The 21,850-nt window shown below is 61.2% G+C and carries 22 protein-coding genes and 1 pseudogene; 7 read left to right on the top strand and 16 right to left on the bottom strand.

All coding sequences use genetic code 11. The features are described 5' to 3' along the window. Positions 1–42: 42 nt before the first annotated feature. Positions 43–432: a fluoride efflux transporter CrcB gene (gene crcB, locus IPM89_00940; protein QQS54473.1), complete on the bottom strand. Its 390-nt coding sequence runs from the start codon at positions 430–432 to the stop codon at positions 43–45. Between the two features lie 277 nt (positions 433–709). Here crcB and IPM89_00935 point away from each other — a divergent pair, with 277 nt between their 5' ends. The 3 genes from IPM89_00935 (at position 710) to IPM89_00925 (ending at position 3,632) form a co-directional block, all read left to right on the top strand. After that, the gene (locus IPM89_00935; protein QQS54472.1) at positions 710–2,149 is read left to right on the top strand and encodes an alanine:cation symporter family protein; all 1,440 of its coding nucleotides are present in this window, start codon (positions 710–712) and stop codon (positions 2,147–2,149) included. A 76-nt stretch (positions 2,150–2,225) separates the two neighbouring features. After that, positions 2,226–3,275: an asparaginase gene (gene ansA / locus IPM89_00930; protein ID QQS54471.1), complete on the top strand. Its 1,050-nt coding sequence runs from the start codon at positions 2,226–2,228 to the stop codon at positions 3,273–3,275. Positions 3,276–3,416: 141 nt separating this feature from the next. Beyond that, positions 3,417–3,632, top strand: coding sequence for a DUF2892 domain-containing protein (locus IPM89_00925; protein QQS54470.1), 216 nt, complete (start codon positions 3,417–3,419; stop codon positions 3,630–3,632). Positions 3,633–3,705: 73 nt separating this feature from the next. On the opposite strand, the gene der is transcribed toward IPM89_00925, so the two are convergent. After that, positions 3,706–5,091, bottom strand: a complete 1,386-nt coding sequence (gene der / locus IPM89_00920; GenBank protein QQS54469.1) for a ribosome biogenesis GTPase Der — start codon at positions 5,089–5,091, stop codon at positions 3,706–3,708. Between the two features lie 93 nt (positions 5,092–5,184). Further along, the gene (locus IPM89_00915; protein QQS54468.1) at positions 5,185–6,225 is read right to left on the bottom strand and encodes an ABC transporter permease; all 1,041 of its coding nucleotides are present in this window, start codon (positions 6,223–6,225) and stop codon (positions 5,185–5,187) included. A gap of 566 nt (positions 6,226–6,791) precedes the next feature. Here IPM89_00915 and IPM89_00910 point away from each other — a divergent pair. The 3 genes and pseudogenes from IPM89_00910 to IPM89_00900 all read left to right on the top strand — a co-directional run bounded on the left by IPM89_00910 (position 6,792) and on the right by IPM89_00900 (position 10,027). Further along, the gene (locus IPM89_00910; GenBank protein QQS54467.1) at positions 6,792–8,084 is read left to right on the top strand and encodes a hypothetical protein; all 1,293 of its coding nucleotides are present in this window, start codon (positions 6,792–6,794) and stop codon (positions 8,082–8,084) included. Positions 8,085–8,426: 342 nt separating this feature from the next. Then, entirely contained in the window at positions 8,427–9,473 is a 1,047-nt protein-coding gene (locus IPM89_00905; protein ID QQS54466.1) for a nitronate monooxygenase, read from the top strand. A 244-nt stretch (positions 9,474–9,717) separates the two neighbouring features. Further along, positions 9,718–10,027 (top strand): annotated as a pseudogene (locus IPM89_00900) (BrnT family toxin). Here the strand turns inward: IPM89_00900 and IPM89_00895 are convergent. From IPM89_00895 to argF, 7 genes are all read right to left on the bottom strand, one after another. Then, positions 9,948–10,637: an electron transport complex subunit E gene (locus IPM89_00895; GenBank protein QQS54465.1), complete on the bottom strand. Its 690-nt coding sequence runs from the start codon at positions 10,635–10,637 to the stop codon at positions 9,948–9,950. The pseudogene IPM89_00900 and the gene IPM89_00895 overlap by 80 nt on opposite strands. A gap of 43 nt (positions 10,638–10,680) precedes the next feature. After that, positions 10,681–11,319: an electron transport complex subunit RsxG gene (gene rsxG / locus IPM89_00890; protein ID QQS55723.1), complete on the bottom strand. Its 639-nt coding sequence runs from the start codon at positions 11,317–11,319 to the stop codon at positions 10,681–10,683. Between the two features lie 14 nt (positions 11,320–11,333). Continuing rightward, positions 11,334–12,365 (bottom strand): electron transport complex subunit RsxD, encoded by a 1,032-nt coding sequence (gene rsxD, locus IPM89_00885; protein QQS54464.1) that lies wholly within the window; start codon positions 12,363–12,365, stop codon positions 11,334–11,336. 6 nt (positions 12,366–12,371) lie between these two features. Beyond that, the gene (rsxC, locus tag IPM89_00880; protein QQS54463.1) at positions 12,372–13,946 is read right to left on the bottom strand and encodes an electron transport complex subunit RsxC; all 1,575 of its coding nucleotides are present in this window, start codon (positions 13,944–13,946) and stop codon (positions 12,372–12,374) included. After that, on the bottom strand, positions 13,943–14,512 hold the full coding sequence (rsxB, locus tag IPM89_00875; protein QQS54462.1) for an electron transport complex subunit RsxB: 570 nt from the start codon (positions 14,510–14,512) through the stop codon (positions 13,943–13,945). Before rsxB ends, rsxC begins: the two co-directional genes overlap by 4 nt. Before the next feature lie 4 nt (positions 14,513–14,516). Further along, complete coding sequence (gene rsxA / locus IPM89_00870) at positions 14,517–15,098, bottom strand: electron transport complex subunit RsxA (GenBank protein ID QQS54461.1); 582 nt, start codon at positions 15,096–15,098, stop codon at positions 14,517–14,519. A gap of 306 nt (positions 15,099–15,404) precedes the next feature. After that, positions 15,405–16,325, bottom strand: coding sequence for an ornithine carbamoyltransferase (gene argF / locus IPM89_00865; GenBank protein ID QQS54460.1), 921 nt, complete (start codon positions 16,323–16,325; stop codon positions 15,405–15,407). Between the two features lie 220 nt (positions 16,326–16,545). On the opposite strand from argF, the gene IPM89_00860 reads away from it, so the two are divergent. Continuing rightward, complete coding sequence (locus IPM89_00860; protein ID QQS54459.1) at positions 16,546–17,025, top strand: NUDIX domain-containing protein; 480 nt, start codon at positions 16,546–16,548, stop codon at positions 17,023–17,025. 67 nt (positions 17,026–17,092) lie between these two features. Here IPM89_00860 and ptsP read toward each other — a convergent pair whose 3' ends face one another. The 6 genes from ptsP to raiA are packed head-to-tail and all read right to left on the bottom strand — an operon-like array spanning position 17,093 to position 21,788. Further along, positions 17,093–18,850 carry a phosphoenolpyruvate--protein phosphotransferase gene (ptsP, locus tag IPM89_00855; GenBank protein QQS54458.1) on the bottom strand — a complete coding sequence of 586 codons (1,758 nt, stop codon included), beginning with the start codon at positions 18,848–18,850 and terminating at the stop codon, positions 17,093–17,095. A gap of 12 nt (positions 18,851–18,862) precedes the next feature. Beyond that, positions 18,863–19,132, bottom strand: coding sequence for an HPr family phosphocarrier protein (locus tag IPM89_00850; protein ID QQS54457.1), 270 nt, complete (start codon positions 19,130–19,132; stop codon positions 18,863–18,865). Positions 19,133–19,183: 51 nt separating this feature from the next. Then, on the bottom strand, positions 19,184–20,050 hold the full coding sequence (gene rapZ, locus IPM89_00845) for an RNase adapter RapZ (protein ID QQS54456.1): 867 nt from the start codon (positions 20,048–20,050) through the stop codon (positions 19,184–19,186). Then, positions 20,041–20,985, bottom strand: a complete 945-nt coding sequence (hprK, locus tag IPM89_00840; protein QQS54455.1) for an HPr(Ser) kinase/phosphatase — start codon at positions 20,983–20,985, stop codon at positions 20,041–20,043. Before hprK ends, rapZ begins: the two co-directional genes overlap by 10 nt. Continuing rightward, entirely contained in the window at positions 20,982–21,455 is a 474-nt protein-coding gene (locus IPM89_00835) for a PTS sugar transporter subunit IIA (protein QQS54454.1), read from the bottom strand. Before IPM89_00835 ends, hprK begins: the two co-directional genes overlap by 4 nt. A gap of 9 nt (positions 21,456–21,464) precedes the next feature. Then, positions 21,465–21,788: a ribosome-associated translation inhibitor RaiA gene (gene raiA / locus IPM89_00830; protein ID QQS54453.1), complete on the bottom strand. Its 324-nt coding sequence runs from the start codon at positions 21,786–21,788 to the stop codon at positions 21,465–21,467. Between the last annotated feature and the right edge of the window lie 62 nt (positions 21,789–21,850).

The raw sequence follows: 21,850 nt of genomic DNA, 5'->3' as shown, positions 1-21,850 counted from the left end.
GGGCCGCGATCAGGTCAGCCCGATCATCGAACGGCCAGCCCCTCAAGACCGGGGCAGAAACATGCGTACCGTCAGGATGCCGAGCGCGGTCAGCGCCAGCGACCCGAACAGATGCACGCCCGCCGTCGTTATCGCCCAGCCGACCTGACCGCGAGCGATCAGGGTGACCACTTCGGCCGAGAAGGTGGAAAAAGTGGTCAATGCGCCCATGAAGCCGGTGATCACCAGTAGCCGGATTTCCGGGGGCAGGCTGGTATTGATCGAGAAATAGGCCACCGCCACTCCGATCAGATAGCCACCGAGCAGGTTCGCGGCCAGCGTGCCGAGCGGCAGGGTCGGAAAAACGGGGTTGAGGGCGATGCCCAGCCACCAGCGCAAGCAGGCACCGAACCCCGCACCGCAGAACACGGCGAGAAACATGTAAGCATTCATTATGTTAGACCTTATTGGTCAACAATCATCCCAGCGGCGCGCGCGTCCCATCCATCCGGGAAAGGGAAGTCTGTCCGCTCGATTGCTTGAAGATTCGAGCCCGCGCTCATCACCATTTAGGCTTAACTTCGCGCTAACTGAGCGTTGCGGCGCAATGTTTCCCCAATTGACCACTCACATTTTTGTTGAGCCGCCGGTTTTATTTTCGCATCCTTTGACCGGCTCTCGCACTCGACAATGCCGGCGCACACCTATCCACTTACTGGAGAAAACCACCATGCTGGATTTCTTGAACGATCTATTGTGGGGCAAGGTACTCATCACCGTCCTCGTGATTCTCGGGCTCACCTTCACGATTCGCTCGCGCTTCGTCCAGTTCCGTTATTTTGCCCGGATGTTCCGAATACTCGGCCAGGCTTTCAAGCACCAGGCCGGTCATCTCAGCTCCTTCCAGGCACTCACGTTGAGCGTGGCCGGACGGGTCGGCGCCGGCAACATCGCCGGAGTGGCCGTGGCCATCACTCTTGGCGGTCCGGGCGCTATCTTCTGGATGTGGATCATCGGCCTGATGGGCATGGCCACCAGCTATTTCGAATGCTCGCTGGCTCAGTTGTTCAAGCAGGCCGAACCCGACGGCACCTATCGCGGCGGCCCGGCCTATTACATCGAACACGGGCTCGGACAAAAATGGCTGGCCGTGCTGTTCTCCGTGCTGCTGCTGGCTACTTTCGGTTTTTCGTTCAACGCCTTGCAATCCTACACCGTGGCCACGTCCTTCAGCGACGCCTTCGGCATACCGACCTACGTGACCGGCATCGGCCTGGTCGCGGTGCTGGGCTTGATCATCTTCGGCGGCATCCGCCGCATCGCCGAAGTCGCCGAGATCGTGGTCCCCGTCATGGCCCTGGGTTATTTCGTCATGGCCATCGTCGTCATGGTCACCCATTTCGACGCCATTCCCGCCGCCCTGGCGCTGGTCTTCAAAAGCGCCTTCGGCCTGGAGCCGGCGTTTGCCGGCGGCATCGGCGCGGCCATCATCATGGGCGTCAAGCGCGGCCTGTTCTCCAACGAAGCGGGCCTGGGCAGCGCCCCCAACGTGGCGGCCGTCGCCTACGTTCCCCATCCGGTCAATCAGGGCATCGTGCAATCCTTCAGCGTGTTCATCGACACGATCATTCTCTGCACCTGCACCGCCTCCATCATTCTGCTGTCGGGAGTATTCCAACCCGGCACCGAACTGGGCGGCGTGGCCCTGACTCAGGCGGCTCTGGCGAACGAGATGGGCGAATGGGGCCGGTCGTTCGTCAGCCTGGCGCTGATGCTGTTCGCCTTCACCTCGATCATGTACAACTACTACCTGGGTGAAAACAGCCTCAACTTCTTCAGCCCACACAACAAAACCCTGTTCACCGGCTATCGCGTCCTGACGCTCGCGCTGGTGATGTGGGGCTCGTTGCAAGATCTCGGCACGGTGTTCGGCTTCGCCGACGTGGCCATGGGTTTCCTGGCGCTGGTGAACCTTGTCGCGCTGGCCCTGCTGTTCAAGGTCGGACTGCGGCTGATGGATGATTTCGACGCGCAGATCGCCAGCGGGATCGAGCGACCGGTGTTCGATCCGGCCAAATTCGCCGATCTGAAACTCGATCCGCAATCCTGGGTGCTGGAGGAACCCAGCCTCGAAATCGCGGCCGAACCCGCTCCCGAACCGGAAGGCTGAACCGATGGCGCGGTCCGGTCAACGCGCTCATGACCGGGCCGCGGTCGCCGCCTGAATATCCTCTGGAGCGAACCTCATGCAAAAGCGCATCCTCATCGCTTACACGGGCGGCACCATCGGCATGCGCCGCACGCCCCAGGGCTACGTTCCCGAATCCGGCCTGGACCGGTTGCTGGCGCGGATGATCCCGTCCGATCTGGCCGAGGACATGCCGGATTACGTGGTACACGAATGCCGCCATCTGATCGACAGCGCCAACCTCCATCCCCGCGACTGGTATCGGATCGCCGACCTGATCGCCGGCCACTACCGCGAATACGACGGTTTCGTCGTGCTGCACGGCACCGATACCATGGCCTACACCACGTCGGGCCTCTCCTTCGCCTTGCCGGGCCTGACCAAGCCGGTCATCGTCACCGGCTCGCAGATCCCGCTGCGGGAGATGCGCAACGACGCCCGCAACAACCTGTTGACGGCCCTGTTGCTGGCCGCCAGGGACCCGATTCCCGAAGTGTGTCTGTACTTTAACGGCCGGCTGATGCGCGGCAATCGCGCCGTCAAACTCAAGGGCGAGGCGCTGGATGCGTTCGATTCGCCGAATTACCCACCGCTGGCGAAAGTCGGCATCCACATCGAGATCAACCGCGCCGCGCTGCTGGATCGAACCGGCGCCGAGGTGTTTCAAATCCTCCAGCCCACCGATGGGCAGGTCGCGGTGCTGAAAGTGTTCCCTGGGCTTTCGGCCGGCCTGCTCGCCAAGGTGCTCGAACCGCCCCTGCGGGGCTTGATTCTCGAATCCTACGGCATCGGCTCCGCCCCAATCGAGTCGCCGGGTTTTCTGGCAACGCTGGCGGCGGCGACCGCGCGCGGCGTCACGATTGTGGCCATCTCCCAATGCATCGAAAGCCGGGTCGATCTGAGCAAATACGCCGTGGGCACGGCGCTGGCCCGGACAGGCGTGCTCGGTGGTTTCGACCTGACGACCGAAGCGGCCTATGCCAAGCTTAACCATTTGCTGTCGTTGGGCATCCAGACGGAAGAGGTGCGCGGGAACATGCAACTGAGTTGGTGCGGGGAATGTTCGGCGCCGGACGAGCCGTTCGGCCGGGCCAGGAGCCTTTACTGAAGCTGCGGCAACTCGAGCCGCTCGTGTCGGGTCAAACGGGCGTTATCCGCCTGAAACTCCTTAGAGTTGACAATTCGCAACCAGTCCCAACGATCCATCGGTACAATCCTTGAGTATCCGTCCACCCTGGAGAACGAAACCATGAACATCGTCAAGAATATCGGTTCGGCCGACAAGATCGCCCGTCTCGTGGTCGGCGCCCTGCTGATCGTGCTCGCATTGATGGGGACGATCGGCTGGTGGGGCTTGATCGGCGTGGTGCCGATCGCCACCGCGCTGATGAACTGGTGCCCGGCCTACAGCCTGCTCGGCATCAAGACCTGCCCGACCGACAATCCCCCAACGCCCTCGAACTAAGCCGCCAGATCGTCTCGCGTCGGACGCCGGCCGCCTGGAGCGGCCGGTTTGGTTTTTGCCTCCTTGCCACGCCTCACCGGCCCGCTTTCCGATGCCCGCCGGTCTTGGGTCGGCCGCCCCTCGTCAATGTGGGCTTATAGGGATTGTCGCCGCCCCTGAACTCGATTCGAATCGGCGTACCCCACAGGTCCAGCCGCTTGCGGTAGACGTTGGTCAGATAGCGCCGGTAGCTTTCCGGTACGTGCTCGATGCGGTTGCCGTGAATGACGATCATCGGCGGATTCTGCCCGCCCTGATGCGCATAGCGCAGCTTGATGCTGTGACCATGCACCAGCGGCGGCTGGTGGGCGGCCAGCGCGTCCTCCAGAATCCGGGTCAGCTCCGGGGTGGCCAGCTTGCGGGTGGCGGCGGCGTAAGCCTCCCGCACCGAAACCATCAAATCGCCGACACCGGTACCATGCAGGGCGGAAACGAAATGGATTTTGGCGAAATCGAGGAAGTTGAGCCGCCAGTCGAGATCGCGCTTCACTTGGGCGCGGATGTCGGGATCGAGCCGATCCCATTTATTGACCGCCAGCACCAGCGCCCGGCCGCTGTCCAGCACCAGACCCAGCAGGCTGGCGTCCTGATCGCTGATGCCCTGGCGGGCATCCAGCACCAGCACCGTCACATGGGACTGCTCGATCGCTTGCAGCGCCTTGATGACGCTGAATTTCTCCACCACCTCGCTGACTCGTGAGCGGCGGCGCACCCCGGCGGTATCCATCAGCACATAGCGCTGACCGTCGCGTTCGAAGGGCGCGGCCACGCTGTCGCGGGTGGTGCCGGGCAGATCGCAGGCCAGCATCCGCTCCTCTCCCAGCAGGCGGTTGACCAGGGTGGACTTGCCGACGTTGGGCCGGCCGACCACCGCCAGCTTGATGACCGGTTCCTCCGGTTCCGTCGTCGCTTCGTCTGCCTCGTCAGGGGCTGGTAATACGGCCAGCACCTCTTCCATCAAGTCTTCGACGCCCTGATTGTGGGCGGCGGCGACGACGTGCAGGTGGTTCAGGCCGAGGATATGAAACTCGGCGCTGAGCAGGTCGGGATCGCGATGTTCACCTTTGTTGATCACCAGATGCAGCGGCTTGCCGGCGCGGCGCAACTGGCTGGCGATTTCCTCATCGGCGGCGGTCAACCCGGCGCGGCCGTCCACCAGCAGCAGCACCAGGTCGGCTTCTTCGATGGCCCGCCAGACCTGACGCGCCACCAGGCCGTCCATTCCGGCGTCGTCGCCGGTCAAGCCGCCGGTATCGACCAGCACGCAGGGTCGCGGGCCGCGCTGACTGATGCCGTACTGGCGGTCGCGGGTCAACCCCGGCATGTCGGCCACCAGGGCGTTGCGGGTGCGGGTCAGGGAGTTGAACAGAGTGGATTTGCCGACGTTGGGCCGGCCGACCAGGGCGATAACGGGGAGCATGGGAAACACTTCGGAGGTGGCGAAATCAGGAAGATTGCGCCGGATTATGCCTGAAAGTGCGTCCCCGGCCGTAACTGTTCGGGTGCGACCGGTTCAAATCGCCGTCTTGCGGGGATCGAAGGCGTCGCGGACCGCCTCGCCGACGAACACCAACAGGCTAAGCAACAGCGCCAGCACCACGAAGCCGGAGACGCCCAGCCACGGCGCTTGCAGGTTGTCCTTGCCCTGGCGCAGCAGATCGCCCAGCGAGGCCGAGCCCGGCGGCAGGCCCAAACCGAGGAAATCCAGGGCGGTGAGGGCGACGATGGAACCGGACAGGATGAACGGCATAAAGGTCAGGGTCGCCACCATGGCGTTCGGCAGTACGTGCTTGAACATGATGCGACCGTCGCTCATGCCCAGGGCGCGGGCGGCGCGGACGTAATCGAAATTGCGGGCGCGCAGGAATTCGGCCCGCACCACGCCGACCAGCGAGGTCCAGCCGAACAGCATCAGGATCAGCAGCAGGGTCCAGAAACCCGGCACCACCACGCTGGATACGATGATCAGGATGAACAGTTGCGGCAGTCCGCCCCAGATTTCCAGAAAGCGCTGGAACAGCAGATCGAGCCGGCCGCCGAAGTAACCCTGCACCGCTCCGGCCGCCACGCCGACGACCGAGGAGGTCAAGGTGAGCAGCAACCCGAACAACACCGAAATCCGCAGGCCGTAGATCAGCCGGGCCAGCACGTCGCGGCCCTGGTCGTCGGTGCCCAGCCAGTTTTCGGCGGACGGCGGGGCCGGGGCCGGCACTGGCAGATTGTAGTTGACGGTGTCGTAGCGGAAGTGGACCGGGGGCCAGAACATCCAGCCGTCCTGGCCGATCAGGTCGGCGAGGTAAGGGTCGCGGTAATTGGCGGTGCTGGGAAACACGCCACCGAAATCGGTTTCGGCGTAATCCTTGAGCACGGGGACGTAGAGCGTGCCGTGATGGTAAACGAGCAGTGGTCGGTCGTTGGCGATGAATTCGGCGCTCAGGCTCAGGCCGAACAGCAGCAGGAACAGCCACAACGACCACCAGCCGCGTCGGTTGGCTCGAAATTGCGTGAGCCGACGGCGGGTCAGAGGGGTGAGGTGAAACCGGGATTGTTTCATGCGGCGGCAATGTTAACGGTGGGATCGAGAACGGTCCAGAGGATCGGCAACACGCATAAGGTAGGCAAACTTGGGAAACCATTTATGTAACGCTATACTTGTGACATAAGTCTAGATAGTAACGCGGTCACTAACGATAACACGGCCGCCACCCAGGCAGCATATTCCGCCATATCCACCAATCTCGTAGCAGTGGGTAATCTTTGGAGGGACAATAAACATGTCGCGATTTTTAGGGCTCCGTAGTCCGCGATGAATGTTATACAGCCAATAAAACCCTGCATAATCAACCAGTTTCTATCAGAGATAGCGAAATATGGTTGATAGGCGGAAACCGTATAATCATTTGTTTCGCGGACGCTTCGCGCCCGCGAAACGGGGCGGCGGATAGGCATCCGCTGGTTGCTTGGCGCTTCGCGCCGCACAACCACGCGGATCAAGCCGACATCGGCCGTCAAAGCCTTCGGCTTTTCCGTCCTCGCGGCTTATCCGCCGCCCCGTTGGGCATCACGAGACGCTGAGACATCCGGATGACAAGCTCACATGTCAGCGCGAAGGCATAATACATGGGGACCTCAATTGAACTGTGCGTTGGCGACGTTTCCCTATCATACTCCAAGAACTTCATGGGAGATGATTATGGGTTTCTATTCCAGGAAACGGATCTAACCCACCGAAAGACGGATTCAATAGATTACAACTATTACGAAGAACATCCTGAAGAGCACGAAGACCTTGGCATTGCTGAGGAACGTTTCACAAGGAAACTCTCTCGTGTCTTGCCTCGTCTCAATATGCTCGGGTCCAGTCTTGAAGTCGCACGAGCCGAGTATCAAGCCCTGGTTTCCGAAGCCGTCGAGATAGCAAGCTATGATGAATCGGAAGACCCAAGACCGGAGTATCTCTCATTCGAAGAATTCTGCGATCTGGCTTGCCGCTATCCGCTGAACGACCTGAAGAACGATTACGTCGAATACGACACACCGGACCGAGAAACGCTTTCACAGGGACGGTTCGCCACTGATATCGACATTATTGAGCGGATTCCATCAAACGACGATTCGGATCTTTATTGGTCCGAAGCCAGCTTCCTTTCCGCGAGGGTTTGCATTCTAAGCGCGCAATCAATGCTACAGGTCTTTGGTCTTAGTGCGGCCAATGCTGAAGCGGAGGTGACATGGGAGTTTGGCCCAATCGTCCATGCTGGTTGGGTTCCACGAGAGGCGTTCCGACCAGGGGCAAGGAAAACGCAAAAAATTCTCATCGCCACTGAAGGAGCATCCGACGCACGAATTATTCGGCGATCGCTGGATATTCTACGTCCAGATGTGGCGGACTTTTTCAACTTCGTTGATGTCGATGAACGGCACCATTTCTGGGGAACTGGCAATCTCGTGAAGTTTGCGGAAGGGCTTTTGCGAATTGACGTTTTGAACCAAGTTTTATTCGTATTGGACAACGACGCGGAAGGGGCCGGGGCTTTCCGCAAACTCGAAAATCTGGAACTGCCGGGCAACATGCGAGCGATGATCTTGCCCGAGCTTGAAGAGTTCAGAACATTCTCCACCCTTGGTCCGGAGGGCGTCAGCGTTTCTGACATCAACGGTCGGGCTGCCGCGATTGAGTGCTACCTCGATCTTCGTTTGGGTCCATATCCCGCGCCGCAGGTCATATGGAGCAACTTCAAGAAAGATATTGGCAAATGGCATGGCGCGTTGGATTCTAAGGAATCCTACTCAAAGAATTTCTACAATACTTCAGACGAACGGCTACAGAACGGCAGCTATGATACATCTAAACTTTCGGCGTTGATTGATGCACTGATTCAAGAGGCGGAGTTGATAGCTCCAGTGGTGTGAGGGGAGAACTGGGACAGGCTACTATCAATTCGCCCGGCCAATGAATCGCCCAACAAGCGCATACAGCCGACCCCAAAAAGCGCCGCTCGTTCCTCGCTCTGCTTTTCGGGTCCGGTTATGGCTGTCGTTTCGTGGACGCTTCGCGCCCGCGAAACGGGGCGGCGGATTGCAATCCGCTGGTTGCTTGGCGCTTCGCGCCGCACAACCACGCGGATCAAGCCGACATCGGCCGTCAACGCCTTCGGCTTTTCCGTCCTCGCGGCTTATCCGCCGCCCCGTTAGGTCAGTTCCGAGCTTTTATTTGTCGCTCAAAGCGACACAATCTGTACCGAGGAGATAAGAATGAACCTGCAAGAACTTCTGGGGGTACAGCTGCCAATCATTCAAGCCCCCATGGCGGGTGTAGCGGGCAGCGAGCTTGCTATCGCTGTCTGTAATGCAGGAGGGCTTGGTTCTCTTCCCTGCGCAACGCTCAGCCTGGATACCATGCGCCAGGAGTTGCAGCTCATTAGAGAGCACACTACTTGTCCATTCAACGTGAATTTTTTCTGCCATTCAGAACCAGAGCCAAACCCTGTCCGCGAGGAAGCCTGGAGGGCCATAGTTTCACCGTACTTTGATGAGTACGGCATAAACGACATCGCATCGACTTCCACCCCAAGCAGACTTTCAATTAGCTGGGAAGCAATTGAGGTATTGGCTGAATTTGAGCCCCCAGTTGTGAGCTTTCACTTTGGGTTACCACCAGCCGATATGTTGGCTAAAGTGCGTAGTTGGGGCGCTAAAATTCTGTCTTCGGCAACGACCGTGAAGGAAGCACTCTGGCTTCAAGCAAAAGGCGTAGACGCCATTATTGCGCAGGGTCTTGAAGCGGGTGGCCATCGCGGCATGTTTCTTTCCGATGATCTCAATACCCAAGCAGGAATCTTCGCATTAGTACCACAGATAGTGAGGGCCGTGAAAATCCCAGTCATAGCAGCAGGTGGGATAGCAGATGCCAAAGGTGTAACAGCAGCATTGGCGCTCGGTGCTACGGGCGTTCAAATCGGGACTGCTTACTTGCTTTGTCCGGAAGCCAAAACCAGCAACTTACACCGCACGGCGTTGAAAAGCGATGCAGCGAATGTTACAGCGATCACAAATCTCTTTAGCGGCCGCCCCGCGCGCGCAATAGTCAATCGCCTTATGCGGGATTTAGGACCCTACAATGAGACCGCGCCTGCTTTCCCTTTGGCTGGAATCGCTATTGCTCCATTAAGGAGTAAAGCCGAAAGCCAGGGAAATATCGATTTTTCGCCATTATGGGCAGGACAGAACGTGTCAGGATGCAAAGAGGTTCCTGCAGCCATGCTTACGAAATCATTTGTTAATTCACCGAATGAGGTTTAACAATCAGATCATGTCGCCCGCAAAATACATGATATGGGACGGCTTTTGCTTCGCTCCAGCCGCCCCATATCATGGGCATTGGCAGTAGTAAAACGAAACCCTATGAGGTGACATCATGAAAAATAAATATACCGCGCTCGTAAAGCAAGAAGATGATTGGTGGGTAGGTTGGGATGCATGGCTCACGGTGACACCTATGAATCAGTATCAGCAAATGCCAAAGAAGTCATCCAGCCATGGATAGATACCGCGCGAGAATTTGGTGATCCTGTTCCAGAACCAAAAGGCGAAATCCGTATTCTTCGATGAAATATGCGGTGCGGTATTTTGATGAAGAGCATTCCTCCGAAGAAGACCGCTTCATCATGCCTGGCATGAGCAACCAAAGCCGCGTGCTGATCGTCTGTCACCGCGAAAGAGAGGGTGGCAATACCATTCGCATCATCTTTGCGCGAAAAGCCCATCCCAATCCCTTCAGGCACCCGCTTCGTGCAACACCCCCACCGGTTTGGCTTCAACTCGGCGCTTGGCGCGGGCATCGAGCACGTTCTTGACGGCAATCAGGCAACCCAGACCGATAAACGCCCCCGGCGGCAAAATCGCCAGCAAAAAACCACGGTAATTATCGATCAGATGTAGAGTCAGCCCCTTGCCGAACTCCCCGAACAGCAAATCGGCCTGCGCGAACAGCGTCCCCTGCCCCACCACCTCCCGCAGCGTGCCCAGCAACACCAGCGCCAACAGAAACCCCAACCCAGTGGCAATCCCGTCCACCGCCGCCTTCGCCACGCCGTTCTTGAACGCGAACGCCTCGGCGCGGCCGATCACACAGCAGTTGGTGACGATCAAGGGGATGAAAATGCCCAGCACGGTGTAAAGCCCCGGCAAAAAGGCGTGCATCGCCAATTCCACGGTGGTCACCACGCAGGCGATCACCATGACGAACACCGGAATTCGCACCTCCGGCCGCACCAGATTGCGGATCAGTGACACCGTCACGTTGGAGGTCAGCAGTACCAGCAGGGTCGCCAAACCGAGTCCCAGGCCGTTGACCACCGAGTTCGACACCGCCAGCAGCGGGCATAAACCCAGTAACGCCACGAAACCCGTGTTCTGGGTCCACATGCCATCCTTGAGAATCTTCCCATAACTCGTTTCGCTCATGATCGCTCCTCTCGCACAACTCGTCCCCGCGCGCTCGACTCTTTCAGGGCTGAGACGACTGGCTGACCGTCTTCGCGCCAACCGCCGGGGCAAACAATGGCTCGCGGTGAGTCTGGACGTACTCCAGAAACTTATGGGTGGCCTTGACCACCGCGCGCGGGGTAATGGTCGCGCCAGTGAACTGGTCGAACACGCCACCATCCTTTTTGACCTTCCATCTTTCCGGCGTTGGATTGCTCAGCGAGCGACCCGCAAACGCCAGAATCCACGGTGAACGTTTTTCGTCGATGGCGTCGCCCAGACCGGGGGTTTCCTTATGCGCCAGCACTCGTACTCCGGCCAGGGTGCCGTCGGCATACACCCCGACCAGCAACTGAATCGGCCCGCCGTAACCGTCCGGCGCGGTCGGCGTGGCGAACAGCGCCACCGGCTGGCCGTTGCGGCGCGCCCGGTAAACGGTCACCGGCTGGTCGGTGCCCAACCACTCCGGCGCCACCACCTCGATGTGATCATCGATCACGCGGTTGTCGTAGCGCTCGGCCGGCACCAACCGGTTCAGGCTCACTTCCAGCGCCGCCCGATTGGCCGCGGCGATGATGTCCTTGGTGCCGCCATGGGTCACGGCAACCAGCCCGGTGCCGACCACGGCGAAGCCGGTCAGGATCAGGGCGGCAATCCCCATGCTGCGCGCGGTTTTCATCCGCGTCGCGCTCCAAACACCCGAGGTTGGGTATACAAATCGATGGTGGGCGCGGCGATGTTCATCAACAACACGGCAAAGGCCACCCCGTCGGGATACCCGCCGAACGCCCGAATAACGTAGACCAGCACGCCGATCCCGGCCCCGTAAATCAGTCGGCCACGCGGCGTGGTGCTGGCCGTGACCGGGTCGGTGGCGATAAAGAAAGCACCGAAAATCGCCGCGCCGCTCCAAACGTGAAACCAGGGCGGTGCGTAGTGTTGCGGATCGACCAGGTAGAACACGGTGGCGATCAGCGCGAGCCCGCCCAGCATCCCGGTCGGAATCCGCCAATCGGCGGCGCGGCTGTAGACCAGCCACAGCCCGCCGGTCAGAAAACCCAGCGCCGCCCATTCCCAGCCGCTGCCGGACACGATCCCGAACACCGGGCTGTCGCGGATCTCGGTCACCGTCAAACCCAGGCCCAATTGGGTACGCAACACATCGAGCGGCGTCGCGCCGGTCAGTCCATCCGCGACGAGGCGTCCCGCGCCACCGAACACGATCTCCAAGGTTTCCGGCAAACCCAGCGCATGCGCCTGCCCGACCCCGTGGGGAATCGGCCAGGTGCTCATCTCGCGCGGAAACGAGATCAGCAGCACCACGTAGCCGACCATGGCCGGATTGAAGGGGTTGTAGCCCAAGCCGCCGTAGAGATGCTTGGCGACCACGATGGCGAAGACGACGCCCAGGGCCGTCAGCCACCACGGCGCCAGCGACGGCAGCGCCGCCGCCAGCAGCCAAGCGGTGACCACGGCGCTACAGTCGCCCAGATGCAAGGCCAGTGGCTTGCCGCGCACCGCCAGCATCAGCGTCTCCGCCGCCAGCGCCACCACGGTGGCAACCGTCAGATTGACCAGCACACCCCAACCGAAAAACCAGGCCAGCGCCACGATGCCGGGCACCATCGCATACAACACCCGGCGCATGACCTGGCCGACACCGGTTTCGCGCAGAATATGAGGAGAAGTCGCGGTCTTGAAGCGCATCGCCGCTCAGCCGCCCCGCTCGGCGCCGTCGGCGGCAACCGCAACCGATGGCTGTGGCTCGTCCACCGACACGGCGACCCGACCCGGTTTGGCGCGGGCGACCGCCGCCTCGATGGGCAACTTGTCCACCTCGGTCACCGCCGCCGGAGCCGGGCGGGGCGGGGCTTTCTGGCGCAGCTTGGCTTCCCGTTCCTTTTGCTCGCGTTCCAAGCGCTCCAGGCGGGCCTGATGCCGCTGTCGAGCCAATTCGGCCTTTTGCTTCTCTTTCTCCTGCGCCCAGATTTCGTTCTTGGCGTAGCGGTAGAACTGCACCAACGGGATGTGGCTGGGGCAAACGGTGCTGCAACAACCGCATTCGATGCAACTGAACAGGTGGTAATCCTGCGCCTTGTCGAACTCCTTGGCGCGGGCATGCCAGTACAACTGCTGCGGCAACAGCTTGGCCGGGCACACATCGACGCAGGCCCCGCAACGGATACAGGGCATCGGCGGCTGTTCGGGCGTCAACGCCTCGGCGCCGGCGGCGAGGATGCAGTTGGTGGCTTTGGTCACCGGTACCCCGTCGTCGTGCAGGGCAAATCCCATCATCGGCCCGCCCATGATCAGCCGCTCGACCCCATCCCGATAGCCGCCGCATAACTCGACCAGCGCCGCGAACGGCGTACCGAGCAAGACCTCGACGTTGCCCGGTTGGGCGACTTGACCGGTCACGGTGACGATGCGGGACAGCACCGGCTCGCCAAAATCGATGGCGCGATGAACGGCATGGGCGGTGGCGACGTTGAAACACTGGACACCGATATCGATCGGCAAGCCGTCGAACGGGATCTCCTTCCCGGTCAGCAGCCGGATGAGCTGTTTCACGCTGCCGCTGGGATAGCGGGTCGGTACCACCCGGACCTGATAACCGGTTCCGGCACAGGCCGCGGTCATGGCGGCCACCGCGTCCGGTTTGTCGTCCTCGATGCCGATCAATACCTCACGCGGCTCCAACAGATGCACCATGACGTGCAGACCGGCGACGATTCCAGCCGCGCGCTCGCGCATCAGTCGGTCGTCGCAGGTGATCCAGGGCTCGCACTCGGCGCCGTTCAAGATCAAGGTTTCCAGCGGCTCGTCATGGCCGCCCGGATTCAGTTTGACCGCGCTGGGAAACACCGCGCCGCCCAGCCCGACCACGCCGGCATTGCGCAGCGCGCCGCGCACCTCGCTCGAATGCAGCCGACGGTAGTCCAGCGCTTGCCGCTCGATCCAGCGCTCCTCGCCGTCGGTTTCGATGATCACGCACGAATCCGGCAGGCCGGAGGGATGCGGCACCGGCCGCGATTCCACCGCTATCACCACGCCCGAGGTCGGCGCGTGCACGGCGGCGCTGATATAGCCGTCGGCCTGGCCGATCATCTGACCTTTCAACACCCGGTCACCGGCCTGCGCCAGGGGCTTGGCGATGGCGCCGATATGCTGGCGCAGCGGCACCGTCAACTGGCGGGGCAAGGGACCGGCCAGGATTGGTCGCTGGTTGGATTCGGCCTTGTGACGGACGGTCTTGAGCCCACCATGGAATGGAAACAGCGCGCTCATGCGGCGGCCCGGTCCGCCGGTTGGTGGATCGTGGAGGCGGCGGGATAAGTCCACTTCCAGTTTGTGATGGTTTGCGCGACCGGTACCATATCGATGCAATCGACCGGGCACGGCGCCAGGCACAATTCGCAACCGGTGCACTCCCGGCTGATGATCGTATGCATCTGCTTGGCCGCGCCGAGAATGGCATCCACCGGACAAGCCTGGATGCACAGCGTACAACCGATACAGTTTTGCTCGTCGATGACCGCGACCATTTTCGGTTTCTCGATCCCATTGTCCGGATTGAGCGGCTTGGGATCGCGACCCAGCAGTTCGGCCAGGGCGACGATGCCGTTCTCGCCGCCCGGCGGGCACTGATTGATGTCCGCCTCGCCGGCGGCGATGGCCTCGGCATACGGCCGACAGCCGGCATAACCGCATTGACCGCACTGGGTCTGTGGCAGGATGGCGTCGATCTTGTCCACGATGGGATCGCCTTCGACCTTGAAGCGCACGGCGGCAAACCCCAGCAGCAGGCCCGAGATCCCCGCCAGAGCGCTCAACACCACAATCGCCGCAATCATCGTCTCAACCTCTGGCCAGACCGGAAAAACCCATGAACGCCAGCGACATCAGCCCGGCGGTCACCAAAGCGATGGCCGCCCCACGAAACGGCACCGGCACATCCGCTACCGCGATGCGCTCGCGCATGGCGGCGAACAGCACCATCACCAGCGAGAAACCGATCGCCGCGCCGAAGCCGTACAAGCCCGACTCGACGAAGCCGTGCCGGGTCTGCACGTTGAGCAGCGCCACGCCCAATACCGCGCAGTTGGTGGTGATCAGCGGCAGATAGATCCCCAGCACCTGATACAGCAGGGGACTGGTCTTGTGCACCACCATTTCGGTGAACTGCACCACCACCGCGATCACCAGAATGAAGGCGATGGTGCGCAGATATTCCAAGCCCAGCGGCGCCAGCAGATACTCGTCGGCCAGATAGGCGCAGATAGCCGACAACGTCAACACGAAGGTAGTCGCCAACCCCATGCCCATGGCGGTTTCCAGCTTGCGGGAAACCCCCATGAAGGGGCACAAACCCAGGAATTTCACCAGCACGAAATTGTTGACCAGGATCGTCCCAATCAGAATCAGCGCATATTCTTTCATGGCGCGCGATGTCCGGACAGTAACATTCCGGGCCGTGGAAAAAAGCCCGCGAATCTGGAGAAGAGCTTGCAAGAAACGCCCGCGGTTGCGAATGCGACCCTGACAGGCGATGGCGGCGGGAACAGCGCAGGCACGCAACAGGGCGAGAAACAACGACAATTCGCGCGGGCTAATCTACCAGATTCGCCCGCGCTTTCGCCAGACGGCTTCGGCGCAAGCTTATAGCGTCCGGCTATGTGGGCCGCCGCCCCACTCGCGCGGTCGCTGACCAGACGCAGAAACCGCGACGGGTCCGTTTCAGCCATTTCAAGCGGAGACCGACACATCCGACAACAGAAACTCCATCAGCGCCTTTTGGGCATGCAGGCGGTTTTCGGCCTCGTCCCACACCTGGCTTTGCGGCCCATCGATCACCTCGGCGCTGACCTCCTCACCTCGATGCGCCGGCAGGCAATGCAGGAAAATCGCCTCGGGCTTGGCCTGAGCCATGATCTCGGCGTTGACCTGATAGCCGCTGAAATCCCGCAGCCGCTGTTGCTGCTGCTCCTCCTTACCCATACTCGACCATACGTCGGTGGCGATCAGATCAGCGCCTCGGGCGGCGACCAGCGGATCGCGCAGCAGCACCACCCGGCCGGCGGCGCGCTCGAGTAAATCCGCGTCCGGCTCGTAACCGGCCGGAACGGCGATACGCAACTGAAAATCGAACTGACAGGCGGCGCTGAGGTAACTGTTGCACATATTATTGCCGTCGCCGATCCAGGCCACGGTCAAGCCACGAATGTCGCCGCGCTGCTCGATGAAGGTCTGGATATCGGCCAGTAACTGGCAAGGATGGTTGTAATCGGTCAGCCCGTTGATCACCGGTACGCTGGAGTACTTGGCGAAACGCTCCACCTTGGCGTGTTCGAAGGTACGGATCATCACCAGATCCACCATGCTCGACAGCACCCGCGCGGTATCCTCGATCGGCTCGCCCCGACCCAGTTGCGTATCGCGCGGCGACAGGAAGATGGCGCCACCTCCCAATTGCACGATGCCGGCCTCGAAGGAAATCCGGGTGCGAGTCGAGGCTTTTTCGAAGATCATGCCCAGCACCTTCTGGGGAAACGGCGCGTGGCGCTCCCCCCGCCGGTGTTGTGTTTTCAACTCGCCGGCGCGCCGCAGTACGTGCCGCAACTCCGCGGGCGCCAGATCGAACAGGCTAAGAAAATGGCGTGGTTTCATGAATAGGGATCGCTGAAAATACGGATTGCCGGCAATCCGTTCTGGTGGCCGCACAGCAGCTTGGGGAACATGCGCTCCGGCCCGGTGCGGAAATTCCGCAAGCTGCTTTCCAAAATCAAAACGGCGACACTGGTGAGCCGCCGTAAAAAATATTATAAGTCAGAAGTCGATCTTTTGGCGGGTGGGTGCCACCTTCCTCCACATCACCGGATGATTCGCGATGCCAGTCAATTTCTGCCCGCAATGCGGCAACTCCTTGCAAACCGCCGTCATCGATGGCCGCTCCCGACAACGCTGCACCGCCGCCGACTGCGGCTACGTGCATTGGGACAATCCGGTACCGGTGGTCGCCGCCATCGTCGAATTGGACGGCGCGGTCATTCTGGCCCGCAACCGGGGCTGGCCGGAGAAAATGTATGGGCTGATCACCGGTTTTCTGGAGCGGGACGAAACCCCGGACGCCGCCGTCCTGCGCGAGGTGCGCGAAGAACTGGGCCTGGAGGTCACCACCGCCCACTTCATCGGCTATTACCCGTTTTTCGAGATGAACCAGTTGCTGCTGGCCTTCCATGTGCCGGCGCAAGGGACTATCGCCCTCGGCGAGGAACTGGCCGGCATCAAACGCGTGCCGGTCGAACGGCTGAAGCCGTGGACCATCGGTACCGGCCCCGCCGTCCGCGACTGGCTGGCGAACCGTTGATCCAGCGTCTAGGCCGGATCTTCCACCGCTGCTCGCCATCCGGTCGGTGACGGCCTGAAGGCAAGGATCAATTCTCGGCGACGCTCTTCAGCGCTTCGGCGTATTTCTCGGCGTCGGTGGTGCGCAGCAGGCGGCGGACCACCGGGGTCAACTCGGCAACCTCGCTACTCTGAATGACCCGCTTGATCTCCAGCAGCGTGGTGGGATGCATGCTGAATTGGGTCAGGCCCAACCCCAGCAACAACCGGGTATAGCGAGGATCGCCGGCCATCTCTCCGCACAGGCTGACCGGAATGCCGGCTTTGCGGCCGGCGAGGATGGTGTTGTGAATCAGCATCAGCACCGCCGGATGCAAGGGATCGTAGAGATAGTTGATCTCGTCGTCCACCCGGTCGATGGCCAGAGTGTACTGGATCAGATCATTGGTGCCGATCGACAGAAAATCCAGATAGCGGGCGAACTGGGGGGCGCACACCGCCGCCGCCGGCACTTCGATCATACCGCCGACCGGCATCTTCTCGTCGAAGGCCAGACCCCGATCGCGCAATTCCTGCTTGGTCTCCGCCACCAGCCGCAGCACCTGGAAAACCTCCTGGATGGCGGACAGCATCGGAATCATCATGCGCACTGGCCCGTGCGCCGAAGCCCGCAGGATGGCGCGTAACTGCGGGCGAAACATCACCAGATCCTTGAGACACATCCGAATCGCCCGCAAGCCGAGGGCCGGATTGGTGCAGACCGGGCCGCCGCCGCGGCCGCCGTCCACCTGCTTGTCGGCGCCGAGATCGGCGGTACGGATGGTGATGGGGCTGCCTTCCAGGGTCTTGATCACATGCAGGTAAGACGCCAGATGCTCTTCCTCGTCCGGTACGTCGGGGCGATTCATGAACAGGAATTCGGTACGGTACAAACCAACCCCGTCGGCCACTACGTCCCGCACCGCCGCGGCGTCTTCCGGCAATTCGATGTTGGCGTACAACTCGATCGTCAGCCCGTCGCGGGTGATTGCCGGCTTGCCCTTGAGCTTGTTCAACTCGCGCTGCTGCCGGCGCTCCTCCTTTTGCTTGTGCCGATAGTAACGCAGGATGCGCTCATCCAAACCAAGTAGAATCACGCCATGGCGGCCATCGACGATCACCGGTTCGTCGTGGCCCAGGTAGGCGCGGGCATTGCGCGCGCCGACCACCGCCGGGATGCCCAAGCTGCGCGCCAGAATGGCGGTGTGGGACAGCGGACCACCGTACTCGGTCACGAAAGCCAGTACCCCCTGATGCTGCATCAGGATGGTGTCGGCCGGGGTCAGGTCGTCAGCGACGACGATGCGTCCTTCCAAGCGGCTGGACGCCAGGTCGGTGTAATCGGGGTCGTTCAGATAAGACGGGTCCTCGGTCACCAGCACGCGCTGCACCCGCCGCACCACATGCTCCACATCGTCCTTGCGGGTGCGCAGATACGGATCGTCCATGTCTTCGAACACCTGGACCAGCAGATCCCGCTGGATCTTCAACGCCCATTCGGCGTTGCATTTGCGCGTGCGAATCAGCTTGATCGGCGCTTCGGTAAAAGTCGCGTCTTCCAGCATCAGCAAATGGGTGTCGATAAAGGCGGCAACCTCCGTCGGCGCCGTCGGGGGAACCTGCACCCGGACATCGCGCAACTGCCGCCTGGCTATCTTCAGACTATTCAGAAAACGCTGGACTTCATCCTCAACGATGGCGTCGGGGATGGTGTACTCGGTGATTTCCGGCTGGTTACGCTGCAGCAGGTAGGTTCTGCCGATCGCATACCCCCGGGAAACCCCGATGCCATGCAGCGAAAACGGCATGCGGAAGCCCTCTCATTCGCTCTCGTCGAAGCGGCGGCGCACCAAATCTTCGAGGTGTTCAAGCGCCTGTTCGGCCTCGGGGCCGCTGGCGCACAACTCCAATTGAGTGCCACGCGCGGCCGCCAGCATCATGACGCCCATGATGCTTTTGCCGTTGACTTCGCGCCCGTCGCGCAACAACCGGATCTCGGCGTCGAATCCGGCCGCCAGGGTCACGAACTTGGCGGCGGCGCGGGCGTGCAACCCCAGCCTGTTGATGATGACAATTTCCCGCTTCAGCACCCTGACGCTCCCTCTATTCCCCAGCCGATCCAATCGCAATCGCTCATTGGGCTACACCGTCAATTTTAGTTCTCGATGACGGACCATGACATGGTCGCGCAGTCCGCTGAAATGGCGAGCCAGGGCCTCGGCGACGAACACCGAGCGGTGCTGGCCGCCGGTACAGCCGATGGCGACGCTCAGATAACTCCGCTCGCCGCGCTCGAATCGCGGCAACCATCCCTCCAGAAAATGGCCGATGTCGGCGATCATCGCGCCAACGTCCGGCTGACGACCGAGAAAATCGATCACGGCCGCGTCCAATCCAGTCAGCGGACGCAGCTGCGGCTCCCAGTGCGGGTTGGGCAGGCAACGCACATCGAACATGAAATCGGCGTCGGCGGGCACGCCGTTCTTGAACCCAAACGATTCGAACAGCAGCGACATCGCCTCGCCGGCCGTCTCGTGCACACGGGCGCGAATCAGCTCGCGCAATTGGTAGAGATTGGTGTCGCTGGTATCGACGATCAAATCGGCGCAGGCGATGATCGGCTCCAGCAACCGCCGTTCCCGCTGAATCGCTTCCCGCAGCGGAATGTCGCCCAACGCCAGGGGATGCCGGCGCCGGGTTTCGCTGTAGCGCTTGAGCAGAGTCTCGTCGTCGGCTTGCAAAAACAACACGTCCACCCGCAGGTCGCTGGCGCGCAGCTCGGTCAAGGTGCTGGGAAACTGGTGCAATTCATCGATGAAATTGCGCGCGTCCACCCCCACCGCCACGGTCGGCGGCAACAGGTCGCTGGCGGCGGTGATTTCCCGCGCCAGGGGTAGAATCAGTTTGAAGGGCAGATTGTCGACGCAGTAGTAGTCCAGGTCTTCCAGGGTTTGCAGCGCGATGGTCTTGCCGGAGCCGGACAAACCGCTGACGATGATTATTCGCACGGAACGGCTCCCGCCATGGTCTTTTCCATGCGCGCCATCAGATCCTGCTCGGCGTGATATCCGCTTAACCGCAGGATGTGATCACGCACCGCGCATTCCACCAGCACCGCCAGATTGCGGCCGGGCGCGATCGGCAGGGTGATCGCCGGCACGTCGACGCCCAGAATCACTCGATTTTCCCGCATACCCTGCAGCCGGGCATCGGCCGGTGGCGATATCTCCTCCATCTTGACCAGGTGGAGAATCAGCCGGATGCGCTTGTTGCGTTTGATGGCACTGTCTCCAAACATGCGGCGGATATTGAGGATGCCGAGCCCGCGCACTTCCAGCAGATCGATCAAAGCGGGCGGGCAGGTCCCTTCCAGGACCGACGACGCCACCCGGGTCAAGGTCGGGGTATCGTCGGCGATCAGACGATGACCGCGACTGATCAGCTCCAGGGCCAGCTCGCTCTTGCCGATACCGCTACCGCCGGTGATCAGCACCCCCAAGCCAAACACTTCAAGCAATTCGCCGTGCACCACGGTGGAGGCGTCCAGACCATGCCGGTAATGATTGAGCTGCTCCAATACCACTTCGGGCGTGGCTGGACTGGACCAGAGCGGAATGCCGGCCTTCTCGGCACCGGCCCGCAGCGCCTCGACCGGCTCCCCACCGCCGCACACCAGCACCGCGCCGGTGGGAAATGCCAGCAGATCGCGGATCAATGCCTCCCGCACCGTCGATTCGAGCCGCCCGAAAAAACCGCTTTCCTCGGGACCGCAGATTTGCAGCCGGGGCGCATGAACCCAGTTCAGCCGGCCGTACAGGGGAACGCCGGCTTCAGCCAACGGCCATAGAATGCGTTCCGCCCCCGCCGCGCCACCAGCCCAGTGCAGGTTCAGCGCGGTTTTCAGCGCCTGAAATACATCCTTCGCCCGCGCCGGCTGGTTCATGGCAAGCTCATGACGGCCGGCTTCCAATCCCGGAACCGGCTAAACAGCATCTGGTCGGAGTCGGTTTCCCGCAATTGCTGGCAAAACGCCTGATCACTGAACATTTCCGCCAGATAGGAAAGAATCTTGAGATGCTCGTCGGTGTAATGATCCGGCACCAGCAGACCGAACACCAAGTCCACGGGCTGCCGGTCGATGGCGTCGAAATCCACGCCCTTCTTCAGCTTGACGAACGCGCCAATAGCCTGCTGGCTGTGCTCGAAACGACCATGGGGCAGGGCGACCCCATGGCCCAGACCCGTACTCCCCAAACGCTCTCGACCGATCAGGCTATCGAAGATCGGCCGGACCGCCAAATCGGGCTGACCGGTGGCAAGCAGCTCGCTCATTACCTCAATGACCCTTTTCTTGCTGGCTACTTCGCTGTCGCAGACGATCCGGTCGGAGGTAATCAGGTCTGTAATATCCATAAGACTCACTCAAGGCTGGGAATAGCTGCGCGCCTTTTCGTCACGATGCTTGTCCGTCAGTTTTTCCTTGTGTTTCTTGATCTGACGGTCGACCTTATCGATCAGGGCATCGAGCGCGGCATACATATCTTCGTCGATGGCATCGGCGAAGATTTCGTTACCGGCCACATGGATCGTCGCTTCGGCCTTCTGGCGCAGTTTCTCGACGCTGAGAATCACCTGGGCGCTGGTCACGTTGTCGAAATGCCGCTCGATGCGTTCCAGCTTGTCGTGCACGTAGTCGTGCAGCGCCTGGGTGATTTCCACATGGTGTCCGCTCAGTTTGATTTGCATGACATGGGCTCCTGACTGGCAGGTCTCGTTTGGGTCGGGCGTCGGAACCGTCGATCGGCGCG

The sequence above is a fragment of the Candidatus Competibacteraceae bacterium genome (assembly GCA_016699715.1).
GTDB lineage: Bacteria > Pseudomonadota > Gammaproteobacteria > Competibacterales > Competibacteraceae > Competibacter.
This window is presented reverse-complemented; position numbering and strand designations above follow the sequence as displayed.

Excerpts from the sequence above, each read along its gene's own strand:
- IPM89_00925 (QQS54470.1), top strand. The coding sequence starts at position 3,417 with ATGAACATCGTCAAGAATATCGGTTCGGCCGACAAGATCGCCCGTCTC.
- raiA (QQS54453.1), bottom strand. The coding sequence starts at position 21,788 with ATGCAAATCAAACTGAGCGGACACCATGTGGAAATCACCCAGGCGCTG.
- rsxA (QQS54461.1), bottom strand. The coding sequence starts at position 15,098 with ATGAAAGAATATGCGCTGATTCTGATTGGGACGATCCTGGTCAACAAT.
- IPM89_00905 (QQS54466.1), top strand. The coding sequence starts at position 8,427 with ATGAACCTGCAAGAACTTCTGGGGGTACAGCTGCCAATCATTCAAGCC.
- IPM89_00895 (QQS54465.1), bottom strand. The coding sequence starts at position 10,637 with ATGAGCGAAACGAGTTATGGGAAGATTCTCAAGGATGGCATGTGGACC.
- ansA (QQS54471.1), top strand. The coding sequence starts at position 2,226 with ATGCAAAAGCGCATCCTCATCGCTTACACGGGCGGCACCATCGGCATG.
- IPM89_00935 (QQS54472.1), top strand. The coding sequence starts at position 710 with ATGCTGGATTTCTTGAACGATCTATTGTGGGGCAAGGTACTCATCACC.
- IPM89_00910 (QQS54467.1), top strand. The coding sequence starts at position 6,792 with ATGGGGACCTCAATTGAACTGTGCGTTGGCGACGTTTCCCTATCATAC.
- rsxB (QQS54462.1), bottom strand. The coding sequence starts at position 14,512 with ATGATTGCGGCGATTGTGGTGTTGAGCGCTCTGGCGGGGATCTCGGGC.
- hprK (QQS54455.1), bottom strand. The coding sequence starts at position 20,985 with ATGAACCAGCCGGCGCGGGCGAAGGATGTATTTCAGGCGCTGAAAACC.
- IPM89_00835 (QQS54454.1), bottom strand. The coding sequence starts at position 21,455 with ATGGATATTACAGACCTGATTACCTCCGACCGGATCGTCTGCGACAGC.
- crcB (QQS54473.1), bottom strand. The coding sequence starts at position 432 with ATGAATGCTTACATGTTTCTCGCCGTGTTCTGCGGTGCGGGGTTCGGT.
- argF (QQS54460.1), bottom strand. The coding sequence starts at position 16,325 with ATGAAACCACGCCATTTTCTTAGCCTGTTCGATCTGGCGCCCGCGGAG.
- IPM89_00915 (QQS54468.1), bottom strand. The coding sequence starts at position 6,225 with ATGAAACAATCCCGGTTTCACCTCACCCCTCTGACCCGCCGTCGGCTC.
- ptsP (QQS54458.1), bottom strand. The coding sequence starts at position 18,850 with ATGCCGTTTTCGCTGCATGGCATCGGGGTTTCCCGGGGGTATGCGATC.
- IPM89_00860 (QQS54459.1), top strand. The coding sequence starts at position 16,546 with ATGCCAGTCAATTTCTGCCCGCAATGCGGCAACTCCTTGCAAACCGCC.
- rsxD (QQS54464.1), bottom strand. The coding sequence starts at position 12,365 with ATGCGCTTCAAGACCGCGACTTCTCCTCATATTCTGCGCGAAACCGGT.
- der (QQS54469.1), bottom strand. The coding sequence starts at position 5,091 with ATGCTCCCCGTTATCGCCCTGGTCGGCCGGCCCAACGTCGGCAAATCC.
- rsxC (QQS54463.1), bottom strand. The coding sequence starts at position 13,946 with ATGAGCGCGCTGTTTCCATTCCATGGTGGGCTCAAGACCGTCCGTCAC.
- rsxG (QQS55723.1), bottom strand. The coding sequence starts at position 11,319 with ATGGGGATTGCCGCCCTGATCCTGACCGGCTTCGCCGTGGTCGGCACC.